General features: G+C 68.1%; 14 protein-coding genes and 2 pseudogenes. 14 read left to right on the forward strand and 2 right to left on the reverse strand.

Annotated features, from left to right (window positions below; all coding sequences use genetic code 11):
* Positions 1 to 170 precede the first annotated feature (170 nt).
* On the forward strand, positions 171 to 557 hold the full coding sequence (locus NGJ44_RS18280) for a DCC1-like thiol-disulfide oxidoreductase family protein (protein ID WP_251864902.1): 387 nt from the start codon (positions 171 to 173) through the stop codon (positions 555 to 557).
* A gap of 38 nt (positions 558 to 595) precedes the next feature.
* On the opposite strand, the gene NGJ44_RS18285 is transcribed toward NGJ44_RS18280, so the two are convergent.
* Complete coding sequence (locus NGJ44_RS18285) at positions 596 to 2794, reverse strand: TonB-dependent receptor (protein ID WP_251864904.1); 2199 nt, start codon at positions 2792 to 2794, stop codon at positions 596 to 598.
* Positions 2795 to 3152: 358 nt separating this feature from the next.
* Between NGJ44_RS18285 and NGJ44_RS18290 the strand changes: the two genes are divergently transcribed.
* Genes NGJ44_RS18290 through NGJ44_RS18330 form a run of 9 tightly spaced genes read left to right on the forward strand, consistent with a single transcriptional unit; the run spans position 3153 to position 13683 of the window.
* Entirely contained in the window at positions 3153 to 4130 is a 978-nt protein-coding gene (locus NGJ44_RS18290) for a LysR family transcriptional regulator (protein WP_251864906.1), read from the forward strand.
* Positions 4127 to 5590, forward strand: coding sequence for a flavin-containing monooxygenase (locus tag NGJ44_RS18295; RefSeq protein WP_251864908.1), 1464 nt, complete (start codon positions 4127 to 4129; stop codon positions 5588 to 5590). The genes NGJ44_RS18290 and NGJ44_RS18295 overlap by 4 nt, the downstream gene beginning before the upstream one ends.
* Positions 5587 to 6561, forward strand: coding sequence for an ABC transporter permease (locus tag NGJ44_RS18300; protein WP_053246754.1), 975 nt, complete (start codon positions 5587 to 5589; stop codon positions 6559 to 6561). The genes NGJ44_RS18295 and NGJ44_RS18300 overlap by 4 nt, the downstream gene beginning before the upstream one ends.
* On the forward strand, positions 6558 to 7502 hold the full coding sequence (locus tag NGJ44_RS18305; RefSeq protein WP_053246753.1) for an ABC transporter permease: 945 nt from the start codon (positions 6558 to 6560) through the stop codon (positions 7500 to 7502). Before NGJ44_RS18300 ends, NGJ44_RS18305 begins: the two co-directional genes overlap by 4 nt.
* The gene (locus NGJ44_RS18310) at positions 7499 to 8509 is read left to right on the forward strand and encodes an ABC transporter ATP-binding protein (protein ID WP_053246752.1); all 1011 of its coding nucleotides are present in this window, start codon (positions 7499 to 7501) and stop codon (positions 8507 to 8509) included. Before NGJ44_RS18305 ends, NGJ44_RS18310 begins: the two co-directional genes overlap by 4 nt.
* Positions 8506 to 9531: an ABC transporter ATP-binding protein gene (locus NGJ44_RS18315; RefSeq protein ID WP_251864909.1), complete on the forward strand. Its 1026-nt coding sequence runs from the start codon at positions 8506 to 8508 to the stop codon at positions 9529 to 9531. The genes NGJ44_RS18310 and NGJ44_RS18315 overlap by 4 nt, the downstream gene beginning before the upstream one ends.
* Positions 9532 to 9577: 46 nt before the next feature.
* The gene (locus NGJ44_RS18320; protein ID WP_053244592.1) at positions 9578 to 11149 is read left to right on the forward strand and encodes an ABC transporter substrate-binding protein; all 1572 of its coding nucleotides are present in this window, start codon (positions 9578 to 9580) and stop codon (positions 11147 to 11149) included.
* Positions 11150 to 11153: 4 nt separating this feature from the next.
* The gene (locus NGJ44_RS18325) at positions 11154 to 12482 is read left to right on the forward strand and encodes an acyl-CoA thioesterase/bile acid-CoA:amino acid N-acyltransferase family protein (protein WP_251864911.1); all 1329 of its coding nucleotides are present in this window, start codon (positions 11154 to 11156) and stop codon (positions 12480 to 12482) included.
* Between the two features lie 25 nt (positions 12483 to 12507).
* On the forward strand, positions 12508 to 13683 hold the full coding sequence (locus NGJ44_RS18330; RefSeq protein WP_251864913.1) for a CMD domain protein: 1176 nt from the start codon (positions 12508 to 12510) through the stop codon (positions 13681 to 13683).
* A 54-nt stretch (positions 13684 to 13737) separates the two neighbouring features.
* Here NGJ44_RS18330 and NGJ44_RS18335 read toward each other — a convergent pair.
* Positions 13738 to 13983, reverse strand: a pseudogene (locus tag NGJ44_RS18335) (LysR substrate-binding domain-containing protein); the annotation flags it as partial.
* A 20-nt stretch (positions 13984 to 14003) separates the two neighbouring features.
* Here NGJ44_RS18335 and NGJ44_RS18340 point away from each other — a divergent pair.
* From NGJ44_RS18340 to NGJ44_RS18355, 4 genes and pseudogenes are all read left to right on the forward strand, one after another.
* Positions 14004 to 14162: pseudogene (locus NGJ44_RS18340) on the forward strand (ABC transporter substrate-binding protein); the annotation flags it as partial.
* 97 nt (positions 14163 to 14259) lie between these two features.
* Entirely contained in the window at positions 14260 to 15111 is an 852-nt protein-coding gene (locus NGJ44_RS18345) for a class I SAM-dependent methyltransferase (RefSeq protein ID WP_251864915.1), read from the forward strand.
* A 49-nt stretch (positions 15112 to 15160) separates the two neighbouring features.
* Complete coding sequence (locus NGJ44_RS18350) at positions 15161 to 15583, forward strand: hypothetical protein (protein WP_251864917.1); 423 nt, start codon at positions 15161 to 15163, stop codon at positions 15581 to 15583.
* Between the two features lie 153 nt (positions 15584 to 15736).
* Positions 15737 to 16753 (forward strand): DNA/RNA non-specific endonuclease, encoded by a 1017-nt coding sequence (locus NGJ44_RS18355; protein WP_251864919.1) that lies wholly within the window; start codon positions 15737 to 15739, stop codon positions 16751 to 16753.
* Positions 16754 to 16763 lie beyond the last annotated feature (10 nt).

Below are 16763 nucleotides of genomic sequence, written 5' to 3' on the forward strand. Positions count from 1 at the left end.
ATCGTCCGCCCTAAAATTACGGGGACATAGAGAAAAACAAGGAGAGCCTGTGCAACAGCCCGTGCAAGACGATCAAGCCAAGCCCGAACCGGCGCGTCGCCGCTGGCCCTTCGGCTATGGCGAATCCAACTGACCGGCCTGCCTGCTGACTGCCGTCGGGAGCCCGCGCCATGAACCCTGTCGCCCGCAATTTCCTGCTCTACGACGGCGACTGCCCGTTCTGTTCGAACTATGTGCGCCTGGTTCAATTGCGCAAGGCCGTGGGAGAAGTCGCGCTGCTGGACATGCGTGACCACCCCGACCTGGTTGCCGCCTACAAAGCCCAGGGCTACGACCTCGACCAGGGCATGCTGCTGCATCTGGACGGCCGCGACTACTATGGGGCCGACTGCATGCATCGCCTGGCGCTGCTCAGCACCGAAGACGATCTCTTCAACAGATTCAACGCCGCCGTGTTCCGGCGCCCCTGCCTGTCGGCCACGCTTTACCCGTTCATGCGTGCGGGACGCAATGTCACGCTGGCGCTGCTGGGCAAGAGGCGCATGCGGTTCGGCTGACCCAGCCGGCACGCTGCGCGCGCCGGCTGGCGCTCCCATCAGAACTTGTACGTGGCGCTCAACATGGCGGACCGGCCGTCGCCATATTCGATGGCCGACGAGCGCGACTCCTGGCCAAGCACCTGACGCACCCGCTCCACATAAGCCTTGTCCATCAGGTTGTCCACGTTGAGCTGCAGCTTGAGGTGCTTGTCCACGTCGTAGGCGACCATGGCGCTCTGCACCAGATACTTGGACAGCTTGCCATTGGCCTCCGCGGTGACGTTGCGGGTGCCCACGAAGCGCGCGCCGTAGCCGACCGTCCACGATTCGACGGGCTTGTACGTGGTCCAGAGATTGAAGGACGTGCGCGGCGTGTTGCCCAGCGGGTTGCCTTCACGAGCCGGAGAGGCAATGGAGCGCAGCGTCTTGCTCTGCACGTAGGTGTAGTTGGCGAAAACGCTCCATTGCGGCGTGATCGCGCCCGTTGCGCTCAGTTCCAGGCCGCGCGTACGCTGGCGGCCGGCCATCGCATAGGAACCATCGGCCATGCGCTCGCGCGCGTTGGTCTTTTCGACCTGGAACAAGGCGGCCGCCAGGCCCAGCCGGTTGTCGAGCACATCCCACTTGGTGCCCAGCTCGAACGCCCGGTTCTTTTCCGGATCGAGGTCGCTGGTGGCGGCGGTGAACTGGGATCCCGTGGTGACGAGGTGCTCGGCCGACGGGTTGAACGAGGATCCGTAGGAGGCGTAGATGCGGCCGTTGTCGGTGGGCTTGAAGATGATGCCGGCGCGGCTGCTCAGGGCACGCTCATTGCCCTTGACGCGGGTGACCGCGCCCGCGGAACTCTCGCTGCGCAGCGAGGCGTCGATCCAGTCGTATCGCAAGCCCAGGCTGAGATCGACCTGACGGGCCAGCGCGATGGTGTCAAACAGATAGAGCGCCTTGACCTCCATGCTGGTCTGGTGGCGGCCGAGGGAAGCCTTGCTGGTGGGCCCCGTCCAGTAGCCCGGCGGGTTGGAGAGCTCATAGCCCGCTGCCGGGAAATAGCGGTTGATGTTGTACGAATACGTGGTGCGGTCGTAGGTTTCGCGCGAGAACTCGAAGCCCGAAACCAGGGTATGGCCCAGCCCGCCTGTGTCGAACCGGCTGGTGAGGTTGGTCTGGTTGGCCCACATGTCGGTGGCGGAATCGCGGCCGTAGCCCTGCGGGCCCGCCGGCCTGTAGCGGCCCGGCGGCAGGCCCTTGGTATTGACGTGCGAGGCCGAGATGACGGTATCACGCGCTACGCGGGAGTAGCGGCTGAGGTTCTGCAGGTTGGCGCGGTCGTTGAAGGCGTGGGTGACCTTGAGCGTGACCGCGTCGGAATCGATCTCCTCGCGGTCGAGGTTGCGCCAGCCGAAATAGGCATGCTGCGACACGCCGGGCGCCTTCTGCCCCTTCAGCGCCGGCAGGCCGTAGTCGGGCAGGTTGTGGTCGTGCTGGTGGAAGTAGCTCAGGGTGACGCGGGTGGGGCCGGTAAGGCCCAGGGAGAGCGAGGGCGCCACGCCCCAGCGGTGCTTGTAGATTTCGTCGCGGCCGGCCACGTCGCTGCGGTGGCCCATGAGATTCAGGCGGAACGCGCCGAAGCCGTCGGAGCCCGGAAGCTCGTGGTTGGCGTCCAGCGTCATGCGGCGATAGCGGTCGGTGCCCAGGCCGGTCGACAGCTCCGTGAAGCTGCCTGCGCGGGCTTCCTTGCTGATCATGTTGACCGAGCCGCCGGTGGTGCCGGCGCCGCCGAATACGGAGTTGGGGCCCTTGATGACCTCGACCGATTCGAGGTTGAACATGTCGGAGCGCGATGTTTGCGCGCTGTCGCGCAGGCCGTCGACCTGCAAGTTGGTATTGGCCGCGAAGCCGCGGATGTTGAAGGAATCGCCGGAACCGCCGCCGCCCTCGCCCGCGTTGAACGTGATGCCCGCCACGTTCGACAGCACCTGCCGCAGGCTGAGCGCGTTCTGCTCTTCGATGAGCTCGCGCGGCACCACGGTGACGGTCTGTGGCACGTCGAGCAGCGGCACGGCGTATTTGGGCGACCCGGACGACTCGGTTTTGTAGGCCTCCACCGGCGTGGCGGATACGGTGACCGGATCGAGCACGATGTGGCGGCCTGAAGCGGCGCCGTCGGCATGGGCGGGAGCCACCAGGGTTGCCGCAGCCATGGCGGAAAACAGCGTGGCGCTGGGCGGCAATGCTGAAGAAGCGAGATAACGGGCCATCAAAGAGACTCCAATTTGATAGGAATGATTCCTATTCGATTCTCTTTGGGACAGCCCAGGGGAGCCACAAGACGATTCTCGGTTTTTCGGCCATGGGCCGGGAATTTCCCCTAACCCTGTCCTAACTTGCACATTTCTCGCGGAAACATCCACCAGCGCCGCCCAGCCGGCATACCCGCCGGCGTGCGGCGGTCCGGGCGCGCGTGCGGCGCGGCACGTCCTGCGCACCGGCGGCGCGCTGCCCAACGCATCGACGGGCGTCTCCGAATCCGGCAAGGGTATTTACTTATGCCCTTTAATTATTTGTAGGACGCATACTGACTGCGCAAGAATTCGTCCTTGATATAAAGCAGCCCCCATGGAATTACGTCAACTCGAGGCCTTTGCAGCCGTCATGTCCACCGGCAGCGTGACTGCCGCCGGACGCCTGCTCGGCCGGTCGCAGCCCGCGATCAGCCGTCTGCTGCAGGAGCTGGAGGCCGAGATCGGCTATGCGCTCTTCACGCGCAGCGGCCCGCGCGTCACGCCGACCGAGCAGGGATTCCTGCTCTACGAAGACGTGGAGCGGGCGCTGGCGGGCATGCGTCATGTCGGGGAACGCGCCGCGCAGATCGCGCGTGGCCAGGCGCAGCCCTTGCGGCTGGCGGCGACTTCGGCGCTGGCGGCGGGGCTGGCGCCCGCGGCGCTCCGGCTGCTGGAGTCGGACGGCGGCCCGGGGCAGGTGGAGCTGCGCAGCGCATCTCCCGAGCGCGTGGTGCACGCCGTGCTGACCGGCGCGGCGCAACTGGGCGCGACCAGCCTGCCGCTGGAGCACCGCGGCCTGACGGTGCACTGGATCGGCCAGGCCGCCTGCGTGGCGGCGCTGCCCGAAGACGATCCCGCCGCCCGGCTGGGCGTCGTGCCGGTCGCCTGCCTGGCGGGCCGCAGGCTTATCACCATGTCCAATCCCTTCCGGCTGCGCCGCCGCCTGGATGCCGCGCTGGCCCAGGACAAGCCGGGACCGGCCACGATAGAAACCAATTCCACGGTGAATGCGCTGGCCGCCGTGCGCGCCGGGCTGGGCGTGGCCGTGCTGGAGCCCGTTACCGCCTACGGCGTGCCGATGCCCGGCGTCGCCATCCGCCCCATCGATCTCGACATTCCCTTTTTCTTCGGCGTCATCACGCCGCCGTCGCAGGCGCTGTCCACGGCCTGCCAGGCCATGGTCGACGCCCTGGCGCGCGCCGCCGCCGATCTGCTGCCGGGCTTCGTGCTGCACGACGCCGGCGCGCACGGCGCGCTGCTGAACACGCTCTACGGCGACGACGCCGCTGTCACGGAAACCGCTCAATCATGAATCTGCCCGTAGCTGCCCCGCCCCATGGCCTGGACGCGCTGGAGGCGCGCCTGCGCCAGGATCTGGCCTGGCTGGAACTCCCCGCGAAGAACTGGGTCGTGCCCCGCCTGGAGAATGGCGAGCCGGTGCTGGAGGTCGCCATCATCGGCGGCGGGATGGCGGGGCTGGCCGCGGCCGCGTCGCTGCGGCACCTGGGCGTGCGCGCCGTGATTTTCGACCAGGCGCCGCAAGGCTACGAAGGCCCTTGGGCCACGACGGCCCGCATGGAAACCCTGCGTTCACCCAAGCAGCTCACGGGCCCGGCCCTGGGCCTGCCGGCGCTGACCTTCCGCGCCTGGTTCGAGGCGCAGTTCGGGCTGCGGGCCTGGGAGGCGCTGGACAAGATTCCGCGCCTGCAATGGATGGACTACCTGCGCTGGTACCGCCGCGTGCTGGAACTGGACGTGCGCAACGAGCACCGCGTAACCGCAGTGGCGCCGCGCGCCGACGGCCTGGTGCGGCTGGACATGGCCGCGCCGGAGGGCGCGCGCACGGTGCTGGCGCGCCGCGTGGTGCTGGCCACCGGCCGCGACGGGCTGGGCGGCGCGTACGTGCCGGACTTCGCGCGCAAGCTGCCGCGCAATCGCTGGGCGCACTCGTCCGACGTCATGGATTACGGCAACCTGGCGGGCAAGCGCGTCGGCGTGGTGGGCGCGGGGGCCTCGGCCATGGACAGCGCGGCCACCGCCCTGGAAGCCGGCGCGGCCAGCGTGGACCTGCTGATCCGGCGCGCCGACATTCCCCGCGTCAACAAGGGCAAGGGCGCGGGCAATCCCGGCCTGACGCACGGGCACCTGAGCCTGCCGGACGAATGGAAATGGCGCATCCGCCATTACATCAACGTGCAGCAGGTGCCGCCGCCGCGCGGCAGCACGCTGCGCGTTTCGCGCCATCCCAACGCGCGCTTCAACCTGGGCTGCGGCATCCTGGATGTTTCCATGTCGGGCGACGAGATCCGCGTGGCGACGCCCAAGGGCGTTTTCGTGCTCGATTTCCTGGTTTTCTCCACGGGTTTTCGCATCGACTGGAACGCCAGGCCGGAGTTCGCCGCGCTCGCTCCCCACGTGCGCGCCTGGGGCGACCGCTACACGCCCGGGCCCGGCGAGGAAGACCAGGAGCTGCACGATTCTCCCGACCTGGGGCCGGCGTTCGAGCTGCAGGAGAAAACCCCGGGCGCCTGTCCGGGGCTGGACCGCGTGCACTGCTTCTCCTACCCCGCGGCGCTCACGCACGGCACGGTGTCGGGCGACATACCCGCCATCAGCGACGGCGCCAAGCGGCTGGCGCAAGGCATCGCAGCCTTGTTCTACCGCGAGGACGTGGAGGCGCACTACGCCAACATGGTGGCGTTCAGCGAGCCGGAGGTGTTCGGCGACGAATGGACGCCCGCCCCCGCTCCGCAGGCGGAGACCGCGCAATGACGGGCTGGCTGATCCGGCGCATCGGGCAGGCGGCCGTGGTCGTGCTGCTCATGACGCTCATCGTGTTCGTGGGGCTGCACGCCATCGGCAACCCCGTGGACATCCTGATCGGGCAGGACGTGGACCAGGTGGACCGCGCACGCATCATCGCCGAGCTGGGTCTGGACCAGCCGCTGTGGCGGCAATACCTGGCCTTTCTCAATGGCGCGCTGCACGGCAACCTGGGCAACAGCTTCGTCTACAACATCCCGGCGGTGGAGCTGGTGATCCAGCGCCTGCCGGCCACGTTCGAGCTCGCCATCGCCGCCATGCTGCTGGCCATCGTCATCGGGCTGCCGCTGGGCCTGCTGGCGGGGCTCTATCCAGACAGCCGGTTCTCGAAGCTGGTCATGGCGGGCAGCATCGTGGGCTTTTCGCTGCCCACGTTCTGGATCGCGCTGATGCTCATCATGACGTTCAGCGTGCACCTGGGCTGGCTGCCGGCCAGCGGGCGCGGCCAGACGGTGGAGCTTCTCGGGCTGCAATGGTCCTGGCTCACCGCCGACGGCTGGCGCCACCTGATCCTGCCGGCGCTCAACCTGTCGCTCTTCAAGATTTCGCTGGTGATCCGCCTGACGCGGGCCGGCGTGCGCGACGTGCTGCCCATGGACTTCGTGCGCTTTGCCCGCGCCAAAGGGCTGTCGCCCTGGCGCGTGGTCTGTGTGCACGTGCTGCGCAACACCATGATCCCCCTGGTGACGGTGCTGGGCCTGGAGCTGGGCTCGACCATCGCCTTCGCCGTCATCACGGAAAGCATTTTCGCCTGGCCGGGCGCGGGCAAGCTGATCCTGGACAGCCTGAATTCGCTGGACCGCCCGGTCATCGTGGCGTATCTCATGGTGGTGGTTTTCATGTTCGTCACGCTCAACCTGATCGTGGACATTCTGTACAAGGTGCTGGACCCCCGGGTGCGGCTGGAGGCGACGGCATGACTCCGGCCCGCCCCCCCGAAAACGGCGCAGCGCTTTCCCTGCCGCCCGCCGCGCCCGCGCTGCGGCGCGAGTCGCCCTGGCGCCGCAACCTGCAGGAATTCCTGTCTTCCAAAACGGCCGTGCTGGGCCTGGCGCTGACGGTGCTTCTCGTGGTGGCGGCGGCGCTGGCGCCGTGGATCACGCCGCAGAATCCCTACGACCTGATGCAGATCGACGTGCTGGACGCGCGCCTGCCGCCGGGCTCCATGAACGGCATGGAGACGTTCCACTACTGGCTGGGCACGGACGGCCAGGGCCGCGACCTGTATTCGGGCATTCTGTACGGCCTGCGCATCAGCCTGATGGTGGGCGTGGGCTCTGCCCTCATCGCCGGAGTGGTGGGCACGCTGCTGGGGCTGCTCGCGGCCTACGCGGGCGGCAAGGTGGACGCCTTGCTCATGCGGCTGGTGGACCTGCTGCTGTCTTTTCCGTCGATCCTGGTGGCGATGATGATCCTGGCCTACCTGGGCAAGGGCGTGGGCAACGTGGTGCTCACGCTGGTGCTGCTGGAATGGGCCTATTACGCGCGCACGGCGCGCGGCCAGGCGCTGGTGGAACGGCGCCGCGAGTACGTGGAGGCGGCGCGCTGCCTGGACATTCCCACGTGGCGCATCATGCTCAAGCACATCCTGCCCAACTGCCTGCCGCCGCTCATCGTGATCGGCACGCTGCAGATCGCGCGCGCCATCACGCTGGAAGCCACGCTGAGCTTCCTGGGGCTGGGCGTGCCCATCAGCGAGCCCTCGCTCGGCCTGCTCATCTCCAACGGGTTCCAGTTCATGCTTTCCGGCGAGTACTGGATCAGCTTCTACCCCGGCATGACGCTGCTGGTCACCATCGTGGCGATCAACCTGGTGGGCGACCGCCTGCGCGACGTGCTCAACCCGAGGACCCACAAATGAACGCGGCCTCTCCCGCGCAGCACGCGCCGGCCACGCTGCAGGTCCGCGATCTGCGCACGCATTTCCATACCCGGGCCGGCGTGCTGCCGGCCGTGGACGGCGTGTCGTTCACCCTGGAGCGCGGCAAGATCCTCGGCCTGGTGGGCGAGTCCGGATCGGGCAAGTCGGTCACCGGCTTTTCCATCATGGGGCTGGTGGACCCGCCCGGCCGCATCGTGGGCGGCGAAGTGCTGTTCCAGGGCCGCGACCTGGCCAAGCTGCCCGCGCGCGAACTGCGCAAGCTGCAGGGCAACCGCATCGCCATGATCTTCCAGGATCCGATGATGACGCTCAATCCGGTCCTGCGCGTGGACGTGCAGATGATCGAGACCGTGCTGGCCCACAGCAAGATGAGCCGCTCGCAGGCGCGCGAACTCGCGCGCGACACGCTGGGCATGATGGGCATTCCCAGCCCCGAGGAGCGGCTGCGCGCCTATCCGCACCAGCTGTCCGGCGGCATGCGCCAGCGCGTGGCGATCGCCATCGCCATGCTGCACCGGCCCGACCTCATCATCGCCGATGAGCCCACCACCGCGCTGGACGTAACCATCCAGGCGCAGATCCTCTCCGAAGTGCAGAAGCTCGCCCAGCGGCACGGCACCAGCCTCATCTGGATCACGCACGATCTTTCGGTGGTGGCCGGGCTGGCCGACGAAGTCGCCGTGATGTATGCCGGCCGCATCGTGGAGCACGGCAGCGTCGACGACGTGCTCGACCGTCCGCAGCATCCGTACACGGCGGGCCTGATCGGCAGCCTGCCCAGCAACAACCGGCGCGGCCAGCGGCTGCGCCAGATTCCCGGCATGACACCCAACCTGCTCGCGCTTCCGCCCGGCTGCGCCTTCGCGGCGCGCTGCCCCCGCGCAACCGCCGTCTGTGGCCAGACGCCCGGCATTACCGAACCGCTGCCCGGCCACCGGGTGCGCTGTTTCCATCCCGCCCTCAACCTCGCGGAGGCGGCGGCATGACGGCGGCGGTCCGACAAGACGCGGCCACGCCGCTCATCGAGCTGCGCCGGGTCAGCAAGCGCTTCGGCGAACGCCGGGTGGGCGCGGCCGGCCGCGCCATGCAGAAACTCGGCCTGGCCCGTCCGCCCGCCATCACCCGCGCCGTGGACGGCGTGGACCTGGCCGTGCGCCCGGGCGAGGTGGTGGGCCTGGTGGGCGAATCGGGCTGCGGCAAGTCCACGCTGGGCCGCATGGCCGTGGGCCTGCTCGCGCCTTCCGACGGCGATGTGCTGGTCAACGGCCGCAGCGCGGCGCAGATGACGCCGGCCCAGGCGCACGAGGCGCGCCTGAAGGTGCAGATGGTGTTCCAGGACCCCTACGCCAGCCTGAACCCGCGCCTGCGCGTGGACGAGATCGTGGGCGAAGCCGCGCGCATCCACGGCCTGGTGGACCGCGCCGGGCTGGACGACTATGTGAGCGCGCAGCTCGAGCGCGCCGGGCTCGACCCCGCGCTGCGCCAGCGCTATCCGCATCAGTTCAGCGGCGGCCAGCGCCAGCGCATCGGCATCGCGCGCGCCCTGGCCGTGCAGCCCGACATGCTGGTCTGCGACGAGGCCGTGGCGGCGCTGGACGTGTCCATCCAGGCGCAGATCCTGAACCTCTTCATGGACCTGCGCGAAGAGCTGGGCCTGACCTATCTTTTCATCAGCCACGACCTGGGCGTGGTGGAGCACCTGTCGGACCGCGTGGTCATCATGTACCTGGGCCGCGTGGTGGAGAGCGCGCCGGTGGAGGAAGTGTTCCGCCGGCCCAACCATCCCTACACCCAGGCGCTGCTGGCCGAGATCCCGAGCCTGAAGGCGCGCCACAAGACCTTTACCGCCATCAAGGGCGAGATCCCCAGCCCGATCAACCCGCCCGCCGGCTGCCATTTCCACCCGCGATGTCCGCATGCGATGCCGCGCTGCAAGACCGAGGTTCCCACGCTGAAGGGAATCGCCATCAACCACCAGTCGGCCTGTCATCTCAACGACATGGCCTGAACTGGACCATTCCGACGAACGTTCCCCCTTACCAAGGACTCCGGACATGAAACGCCTGATTCTCTCCACCCTGGCCGCCGCCCTTTTCGGCGTCTCCGCCGCCGCCAGCGCCGACGACCTCGCCATCGGCTTTGCCGACCCGCTCTCCTCGCTGGACCCGCAGCTCAACAACCACGCGGGCGACCGTTCGGTGGACCTGCATTTCTGGGATCTGCTGATCGAGAACAAGTGGAACAAGCTGCAGCCCGGCCTGGCCGTGAGCTGGAAACCGCTGGACAACACCACCTGGGAATTCAAGCTGCGCGAAAACGTGAAGTGGCAGGACGGCGCGCCCTTCACCGCCGAAGACGTGATCTTCTCCTACACCCGCGCGCGCGCCGTGCCGGGCAGCGTGGCGACCTTCGCCGGCTACCTGCGCACCATCGACGGCATGACGGCCAAGGATCCGCACACGCTCATCATCAAGACCAAGGCGCCCAACCCCGACCTGCCGCTCAACCTGGCTTCGGTGCATATCGTCAGCAAGCACATCGGCGAGAAGTCGAGCACCGAAGACTACAACTCGGGCAAGGCCGTAATCGGCACCGGCCCGTACAAGTTCGTTTCGTACACGCCGGGCGACCGCGTCCTCATGACGCGCAACGAAGCCTACTGGGGCGACAAGCCGATCTGGGAAAAGGTCAATTACCGGTACATCAACAATGCGGCCGCGCGCACCGCGGCGCTGCTGGCCGGCGACGTGGACGTGATCGACAAGGTGTCGGTGTCCGACCTCGCCAAGCTCAAGCAATCGCCCAACATCTCGGTCTTCCCGTACAACGGCCTGCGCGTCATGCTGCTGCAGCCGAGCTTCAACCCGGCGCCCAATCCCTACATCACCGACAACGCCGGCAAGCCGCTGCCCAAGAACCCGCTGCTGGACGTGCGCGTGCGCGAGGCGCTCAACCTCGCCATCAACCGCAAGGCCATCGTGGACCGCATCCTGCGCGACGCCGCCACCGAGGCCAACCAGTGGATGCCGGAAGGCACCATCGGCTACAACCCCGACATCAAGAACGTTCCCTACGACGCCGAGCGCGCCAAGAAGCTGCTGGCCGAGGCCGGCTACCCCGACGGCTTCAACCTGACCATGCACGTTCCCAACGACCGCTATCCGCAGGGTCCGGAAACGGCGCAGGCGGTGGCGCAGTTCTGGTCGCGCATCGGCGTGAAGACCAAGGTGGAAGTGGTGCCCTGGGCGGTGTACTCGGGCCGCGCCAACAAGAACGAATACGCCATGAGCATGCTGGCCTGGGGCAACGGCACCGGCGAAGGCACCTACGCCATGGTCAACATCCTGGCCACCGTGGACACCAAGAAGGGCCTGGGCGCCTCCAATTGGGGCCACTACAGCAGCAAGGCGCTGGACCAGGCGCTGGAGCAGGCCACTTCCGAGTTCGATCCCGAGAAACGCGAAGCCATCATGCGCGCCGCCGCCAAGACCGTGTCGGACGACGTGGGCATTATTCCGCTGTACCACTACAAGAACATCTGGGCCGCCAGGAAAGGCCTGAAGGTCACCCCGCTGACCAGCGACCGCACGGCCGCCATGATGGTGACCAAGGACTCGGGCAAGTAACGCCATGGCGCCTACCCTTTCCATTACGCCGCCGGACGCCCTGATCGACGTGCCGCGCCACATCCGGGTGGAACACGTCGCGCCCGGCCAGACGGTGGAGATCACCGCCCTCACCCGCCGCAACGGCGTGCTGTGGCAAAGCCATGCCGCCTACGCGGCGGGTGAGGACGGCAGCGTGGACCTCACCCGCGACGCGCCGGTCTCCGGCGACTACGCCGGCCTCTCGCCCATGGGTCTGGTCTGGTCCCAGTCCCCCGTGGATCCGCCCAGCCGGGAGCTGTTCAACCATCCCGTCGCCGAACCGCTGGTTACCGAGGTGATCGTGCGCGCCGCCGGCGCGCAAGCCCGCGCCAGCTTCGTCCAGCGCCTGGCCGCCGACGGCGTCACGCGCCAGGACGTGCGTGAAGAAGGCCTGGTCGGCACGCTGTACCTGCCGCCCGGCCCCGGCCCGCATCCCGCGGTAATGATCCTCAACGGCTCGGGCGGCGGCATCAACGAACCGCGCGCCGCGCTCTATGCATCGCGGGGCTACGCCGCCTTCGCCCTGGCGTATTTCAAGGCGCCCGGCCTGTCGGACTACATTTCCAACACGCCGCTGGAGTATTTCCAGACCGGCCTGCGCTGGCTGCGCAAGAAGGTGCGCCCGCTGCACGACTTCGTGGCGGTGAGCGGCCAGTCGCGCGGCGGCGAACTGGTGCTGTTGCTGGGCGCGACCTTCCCCGACGAAGTCTCGGCCGTGGTGGCCTATGTGCCGGGCGCGGTGGTGCACAGCGCGCAGAACGCCTGCGACCCCAGGCTCGGCCGCGAGGGCCCGACCTGGCTCCTGGGCGGCAAGCCCCTGCCCCACGTCTGGGAAAACAACCGCACCGCCACCTGGGCGCCCTTTGACGAAGGCCCCGCCCCGCACCGCCACGAACGCGCCATTCTCACCGCGCTGCGGGATCCCGACGCCGTGGCCCGCGCCCGCATCAAGGTGGAGAACATCCGGGGCCCGGTCATGCTGCTCTCGGCCACCGACGACGGCTCCTGGCCGTCGAGCCTCTACTCGAGGATGGTGCGCGACAAGCTGGAAGAAGTGCGACACCCGTATCCGGTGCGATGGCTGGACTATCAGAACGGCGGTCACGCCATTCTGTTTCCCTACGTGCCCACCACCCAGCTCGTCTACGCCCACCCCGTGTCCGGCAAGATCAGCACCAGCGGCGGCAACCCCCGGGACAATGCGCGCGCGGACGAGGAGTCCTGGGAAGGCGTGCGCGAGTTCCTGGACGCGGCGGTCAAGGCCCGCGCCGGCGGCGCGCAGGCCGCCCCTGCCGGCCATGCCGCCGGCTGAACGACACCTCAGGAGATTCTCTAACATGGCACAGCAACCCATCGTGTACGACGCTGCCCGCGACCTGGTGGACCAGATCGCCGGCCTGAAGCCCGACAGCAGGACCTACGCCGTCCGCCACCAGCGCGACAAGGTCGCGGCCGCCACCCAGGGCAGCTACGACGCCCTCTTCGACCCCGCGCTTGCCGGCCTCACGCTGGCCGAGCGCCTGCTCGTCGCGCTCTACGCCTCGCGCCTGACGCCCGCGCCCGAACTGGCCGCCCACTACCGCCAGCGCCTGGCCGACGCCGGCGCCAGCGCCGCCGATATCGCCGTCGCCGGATCCGGCAAACCCGCGGACGCCGCCGACCCGCGCCTGGCGGCCATCCTGGAGTTCACGCGCAAGCTCATCGAGAAGCCTGTCGAGGGCGACGAGGCCGCGCTCAAGACCCTGCCGGCCGCCGGCGTGTCCACGCCCGCCGTCGTCACGCTCTCGCAGCTCATCGCCTTCCTGTCGTACCAGGTTCGCCTGGTCGCCGGCCTGAACGCCATGAAGGCGCTGGAAAGCCGGCCCAGCGGCCCCGCCGTCGCGCCGCCCCCCGCCTGCACCGCGCCTGCCGCGCAGGGCAATACCCTGGGCGCCGTCATCAAGGCCCATGGCTTCACCAACGAAACCCTGGAATGGAAGGCCTGGCTCGACGTGGTGGACCTGGACAAGGCCACGCCCGAACAGATCGCCGTACTGGAAGAAAGCCACCCCAAGGCCAAGGTTTCGGACTACTACCTGTTCCTCGTCCACCAGCCCGAAATCCTGCGCCAGCGCTCCACCGCCTTCAACGCCATCATGTATGCCCCGGGCGGCATGGCGCGCGCCGAACGCGAACTGGGCGCCACCGTGGTGTCGCGCGTGAACGGCTGCGTCTACTGCGCCTCCGTGCACGCCCAGCGCTTCGAACAGCTCGCCAAGCGCAACGACGTCATCGCCCAGGTCTTCGAAGACCCCGCCACCGCCGGCATCACCGAACGCGAAAAAGCGATCGCCCGCTTCTCCATCCAGATCACCCAGGCGCCCGCCTCCGTCAACGCCGACAGCGTCCAGGCGCTGAAAGACGTCGGCCTGAACGAGGCCGAGATCCTGGACCTGCTGCACTCGGACGCGATCTTTGCCTGGGCTAACCGGCTGATGCTGAACCTGGGCGAGCCGGTGTTTCCGGGGGATTGAGGCGGCCTGCCGCCAGAGCCGGAAGCCCCCGGGACAGGCCGCTTTTGCGGCCTGTCATTTCTGGCGCGCTTCCACCCTTTGCGCCAACAGGTCATAGAACAGGCTTGCCACCGGATTGAGCGCCTTGCCGCGCGGATGAATCAGGCCGATCGTGCGGCTCACCGCCGGGTCGCGCAACGGAATGCTGACCAGCATGCCATGGCCGTCGTCCGGCATTGCCAGGCGCGGAACGACGCCGACGCCCAACCCCGCTTCCACCATGCTGACCAGCGCCGGCACATGCTGCACTTCGCAGAAATGTCGCGGCCTGCCGGCGCTGTGTACGTCAGGCCATGGGGTTGCCGCGCGGACGGGGCGGCGCGGCGGCCCGGGTGCTGGCGGCGTTCGTGGAAGACATGAAACGCAGCGGCTTCGTTGCCCAGGCGCTGGCCCGCCACGGCATCGAAGGGGCCGCGGTCGCGCCGCCCGCGCTGGCCTGAATCCTTCCGGAAGCGGAAACCGCCCGCACTTTCGCTACACTGACGCTTTCCGCCTTTCCCAGCGCCCCGCCCACGCGGGGCGCATTGCCTTGCCCCCATGCCCGAGAAAACCCACGACATCCGCCCCGGCCAGTCGATCGAACTGCTCAAGGCCCTGCACATCCTGACCCGCGACGGCAAGATGAACCAGGACAGCCGCCGCAAGCTGAAGCAGGTCTACCACCTGTTCCAGTTCATTGAACCGCTGCTCAAGGACGTGCAGCAGCGCGGCGCGGTCACCCTGGTGGACCACGGCGCGGGCAAGTCGTACCTGGGCTTCATCCTGTACGACCTGTTCTTCAAGGAACAGCCCGACGCCGCGAAAAGCGGTTCGCGCATCTACGGCATCGAAACGCGCGAAGAACTGGTCAGATCCTCCGAAGAACTGGCCAAACGCCTGGGCTTTGCCGGCATGTCTTTCCTCAACCTGTCGGTGGCGGACTCCATCGCCTCCGACAAGCTGCCCAAGACGGTGGACATCGTCACCGCCCTGCACGCCTGCAACACCGCCACCGACGACGCCATCCGCTTCGCGCTGGAAAAGAAAGCCAGGCACATCGTCGTCGTGCCCTGCTGCCAGGCCGAAGTGGCCGCCGTGCTGCGCAAGAACAAGGCCAAGGCCCTGGCCGACCCGCTGGCCGAGATCTGGCGGCATCCGCTGCACACGCGGGAATTCGGCAGCCAGATCACCAACGTGCTGCGGTGCCTGCAGCTTGAGGCGCATGGCTATCAGGTCAGCGTGACCGAGCTGGTGGGCTGGGAGCATTCGATGAAAAACGAGCTCATCATCGCGCAGTACAAGAACCTGCCGCGGCGCAAGCCCGCGGAGCGGCTGACGGAGATGCTGGAGCGTATCGGGCTGCAGGAGTTGAAAGACCGTTTTTTCCTGCCGCAGGCGGCGCAGGAATGAAGATCGACAAAGGATCGCAATGCGGTCCTTTGCGTTTTTGAGCACTCGCATGCGCCATCCGCCCGATCTGTTCGCCCCGCCCCGGAAGCAGCGCCCTGCGCGCCCCAACTCGCTTCTGTGGGTGCTTGAGACGCTGGAACGGGACGCCGGCTACGCACGTCGAAAAATGTTCGGCTGCGACGCGGCTTACCTGGACGACGTGCTGTACCTCGTCGTCGCCGACCGCGGCGATCCCTGGAGCGGCGTCCTGGTATGCACGTCCAGAGAACGCCACGCGGCGCTGGCGGCCGACCTCCCCGGCCTGCTGCCGCATCCGGTCCTGGGAAAGTGGCTGTATCTGCCGCAGACAGATGAAGATTTCGAGGCCATCTCGGCGAAACTCGCCACGCTTGCGCTGGCGCGAGATGCGCGGATGGGGGTGGCATCCAGGCCGAAGGCGGCGCGGCGCGCGGCCTGGCGGCCATCTCGCTGAAATCGGCCACACGGAAAAGCAGGCGCGCGGGAAGGGACCGGCTCCACAGGGAATGGCGGCGTCGCAGATCCCGATGTGACGATTTCGTCTCTCATCTACAATTCGTGGCCACATTGGCTGCCTGCCGCAGCCGGTCAGCAGTCCACAGGTAGCATGACGCGAGCGAAGACATCCGCCTCCCGGAAGAGAAGTTCCGCTAACAGTAGAAAAACCAGAACGGGCGCCCGGTCGTCCGGACGCGTGACGCGGTTCCTGCGGGCGCTGGCCCTCTCGTCGCTGGCGGGTTTCGGCGCCGGGACGTACATGCTGCATTCGCAATGGCGCATTCCGGCTTCGATTTCCGTTCCGGTTCCGGTTTCGCTGGAGCACCTGCTGGCGCGCCTGGGATGGCCGCCGCGGGAGCACGCCGCGCCGGGCAGGACGCCTGCCGCCGCGCCTGCCGCCACGCCAACCGCCACGCCAACCGCCACGCCGGCCGCGGTGCCGGTCTCGACGCCCAAGGGCCCGCTGGCCCATACGATGTTCGCGGAGTGCCCGCAGTTCTTTCCGGACGCGCGCCCGCCCGTGGTTCCCGCCAGCCAGCAGTTGCGCGAGATCTGTTTCTCCGCGTTCGCCATCCTGCACGACGGCCAGACCAAGACGCCGGTTTTCGTGGCCGAGCGGCTGAACCGCAAGATGCTGGCCGACGGGCAGGGACTGCGCCGCACGGACAAGTTCTACGCCGAGGCGCGGCTGCCGCGCTCGGAGCGCGCCGAGCTCGACGATTACCGCGGTTCGGGTTATTCGCGCGGCCACATGGCGCCGGCGGGAGACATGTCCACGCCGCAGGCCATGGCGCAAAGTTTTTCGCTGGCGAACATGGTGCCGCAGGACCAGACGCACAACGCCGGCGCGTGGAGCCATATCGAGCAGGACACGCGGAAATACGTGATGCGCGCGGCGGGCGACGTGTACGTGTTCACGGGGCCGGTGTACGCCGGCAAGCCCAGGACGATAGGCTCGGGCGTGGCCGTGCCCAGCTATCTGTACAAGGTGGTGTACGACGCCACCACGCACCGCTCCTGGGTGCACTGGCAGGCGAACGCCGCGGGCACCAAGGCGGGTCCCCCGATCAGCTACGACGAATTCGTGCGGCGCACGGGCCTGAACCTGCTGCCGGACAGGGGATGAACCCCGGCGG

Source organism: Achromobacter sp. Marseille-Q4962, from assembly GCF_943737005.1.
Lineage (GTDB): Bacteria > Pseudomonadota > Gammaproteobacteria > Burkholderiales > Burkholderiaceae_B > Achromobacter.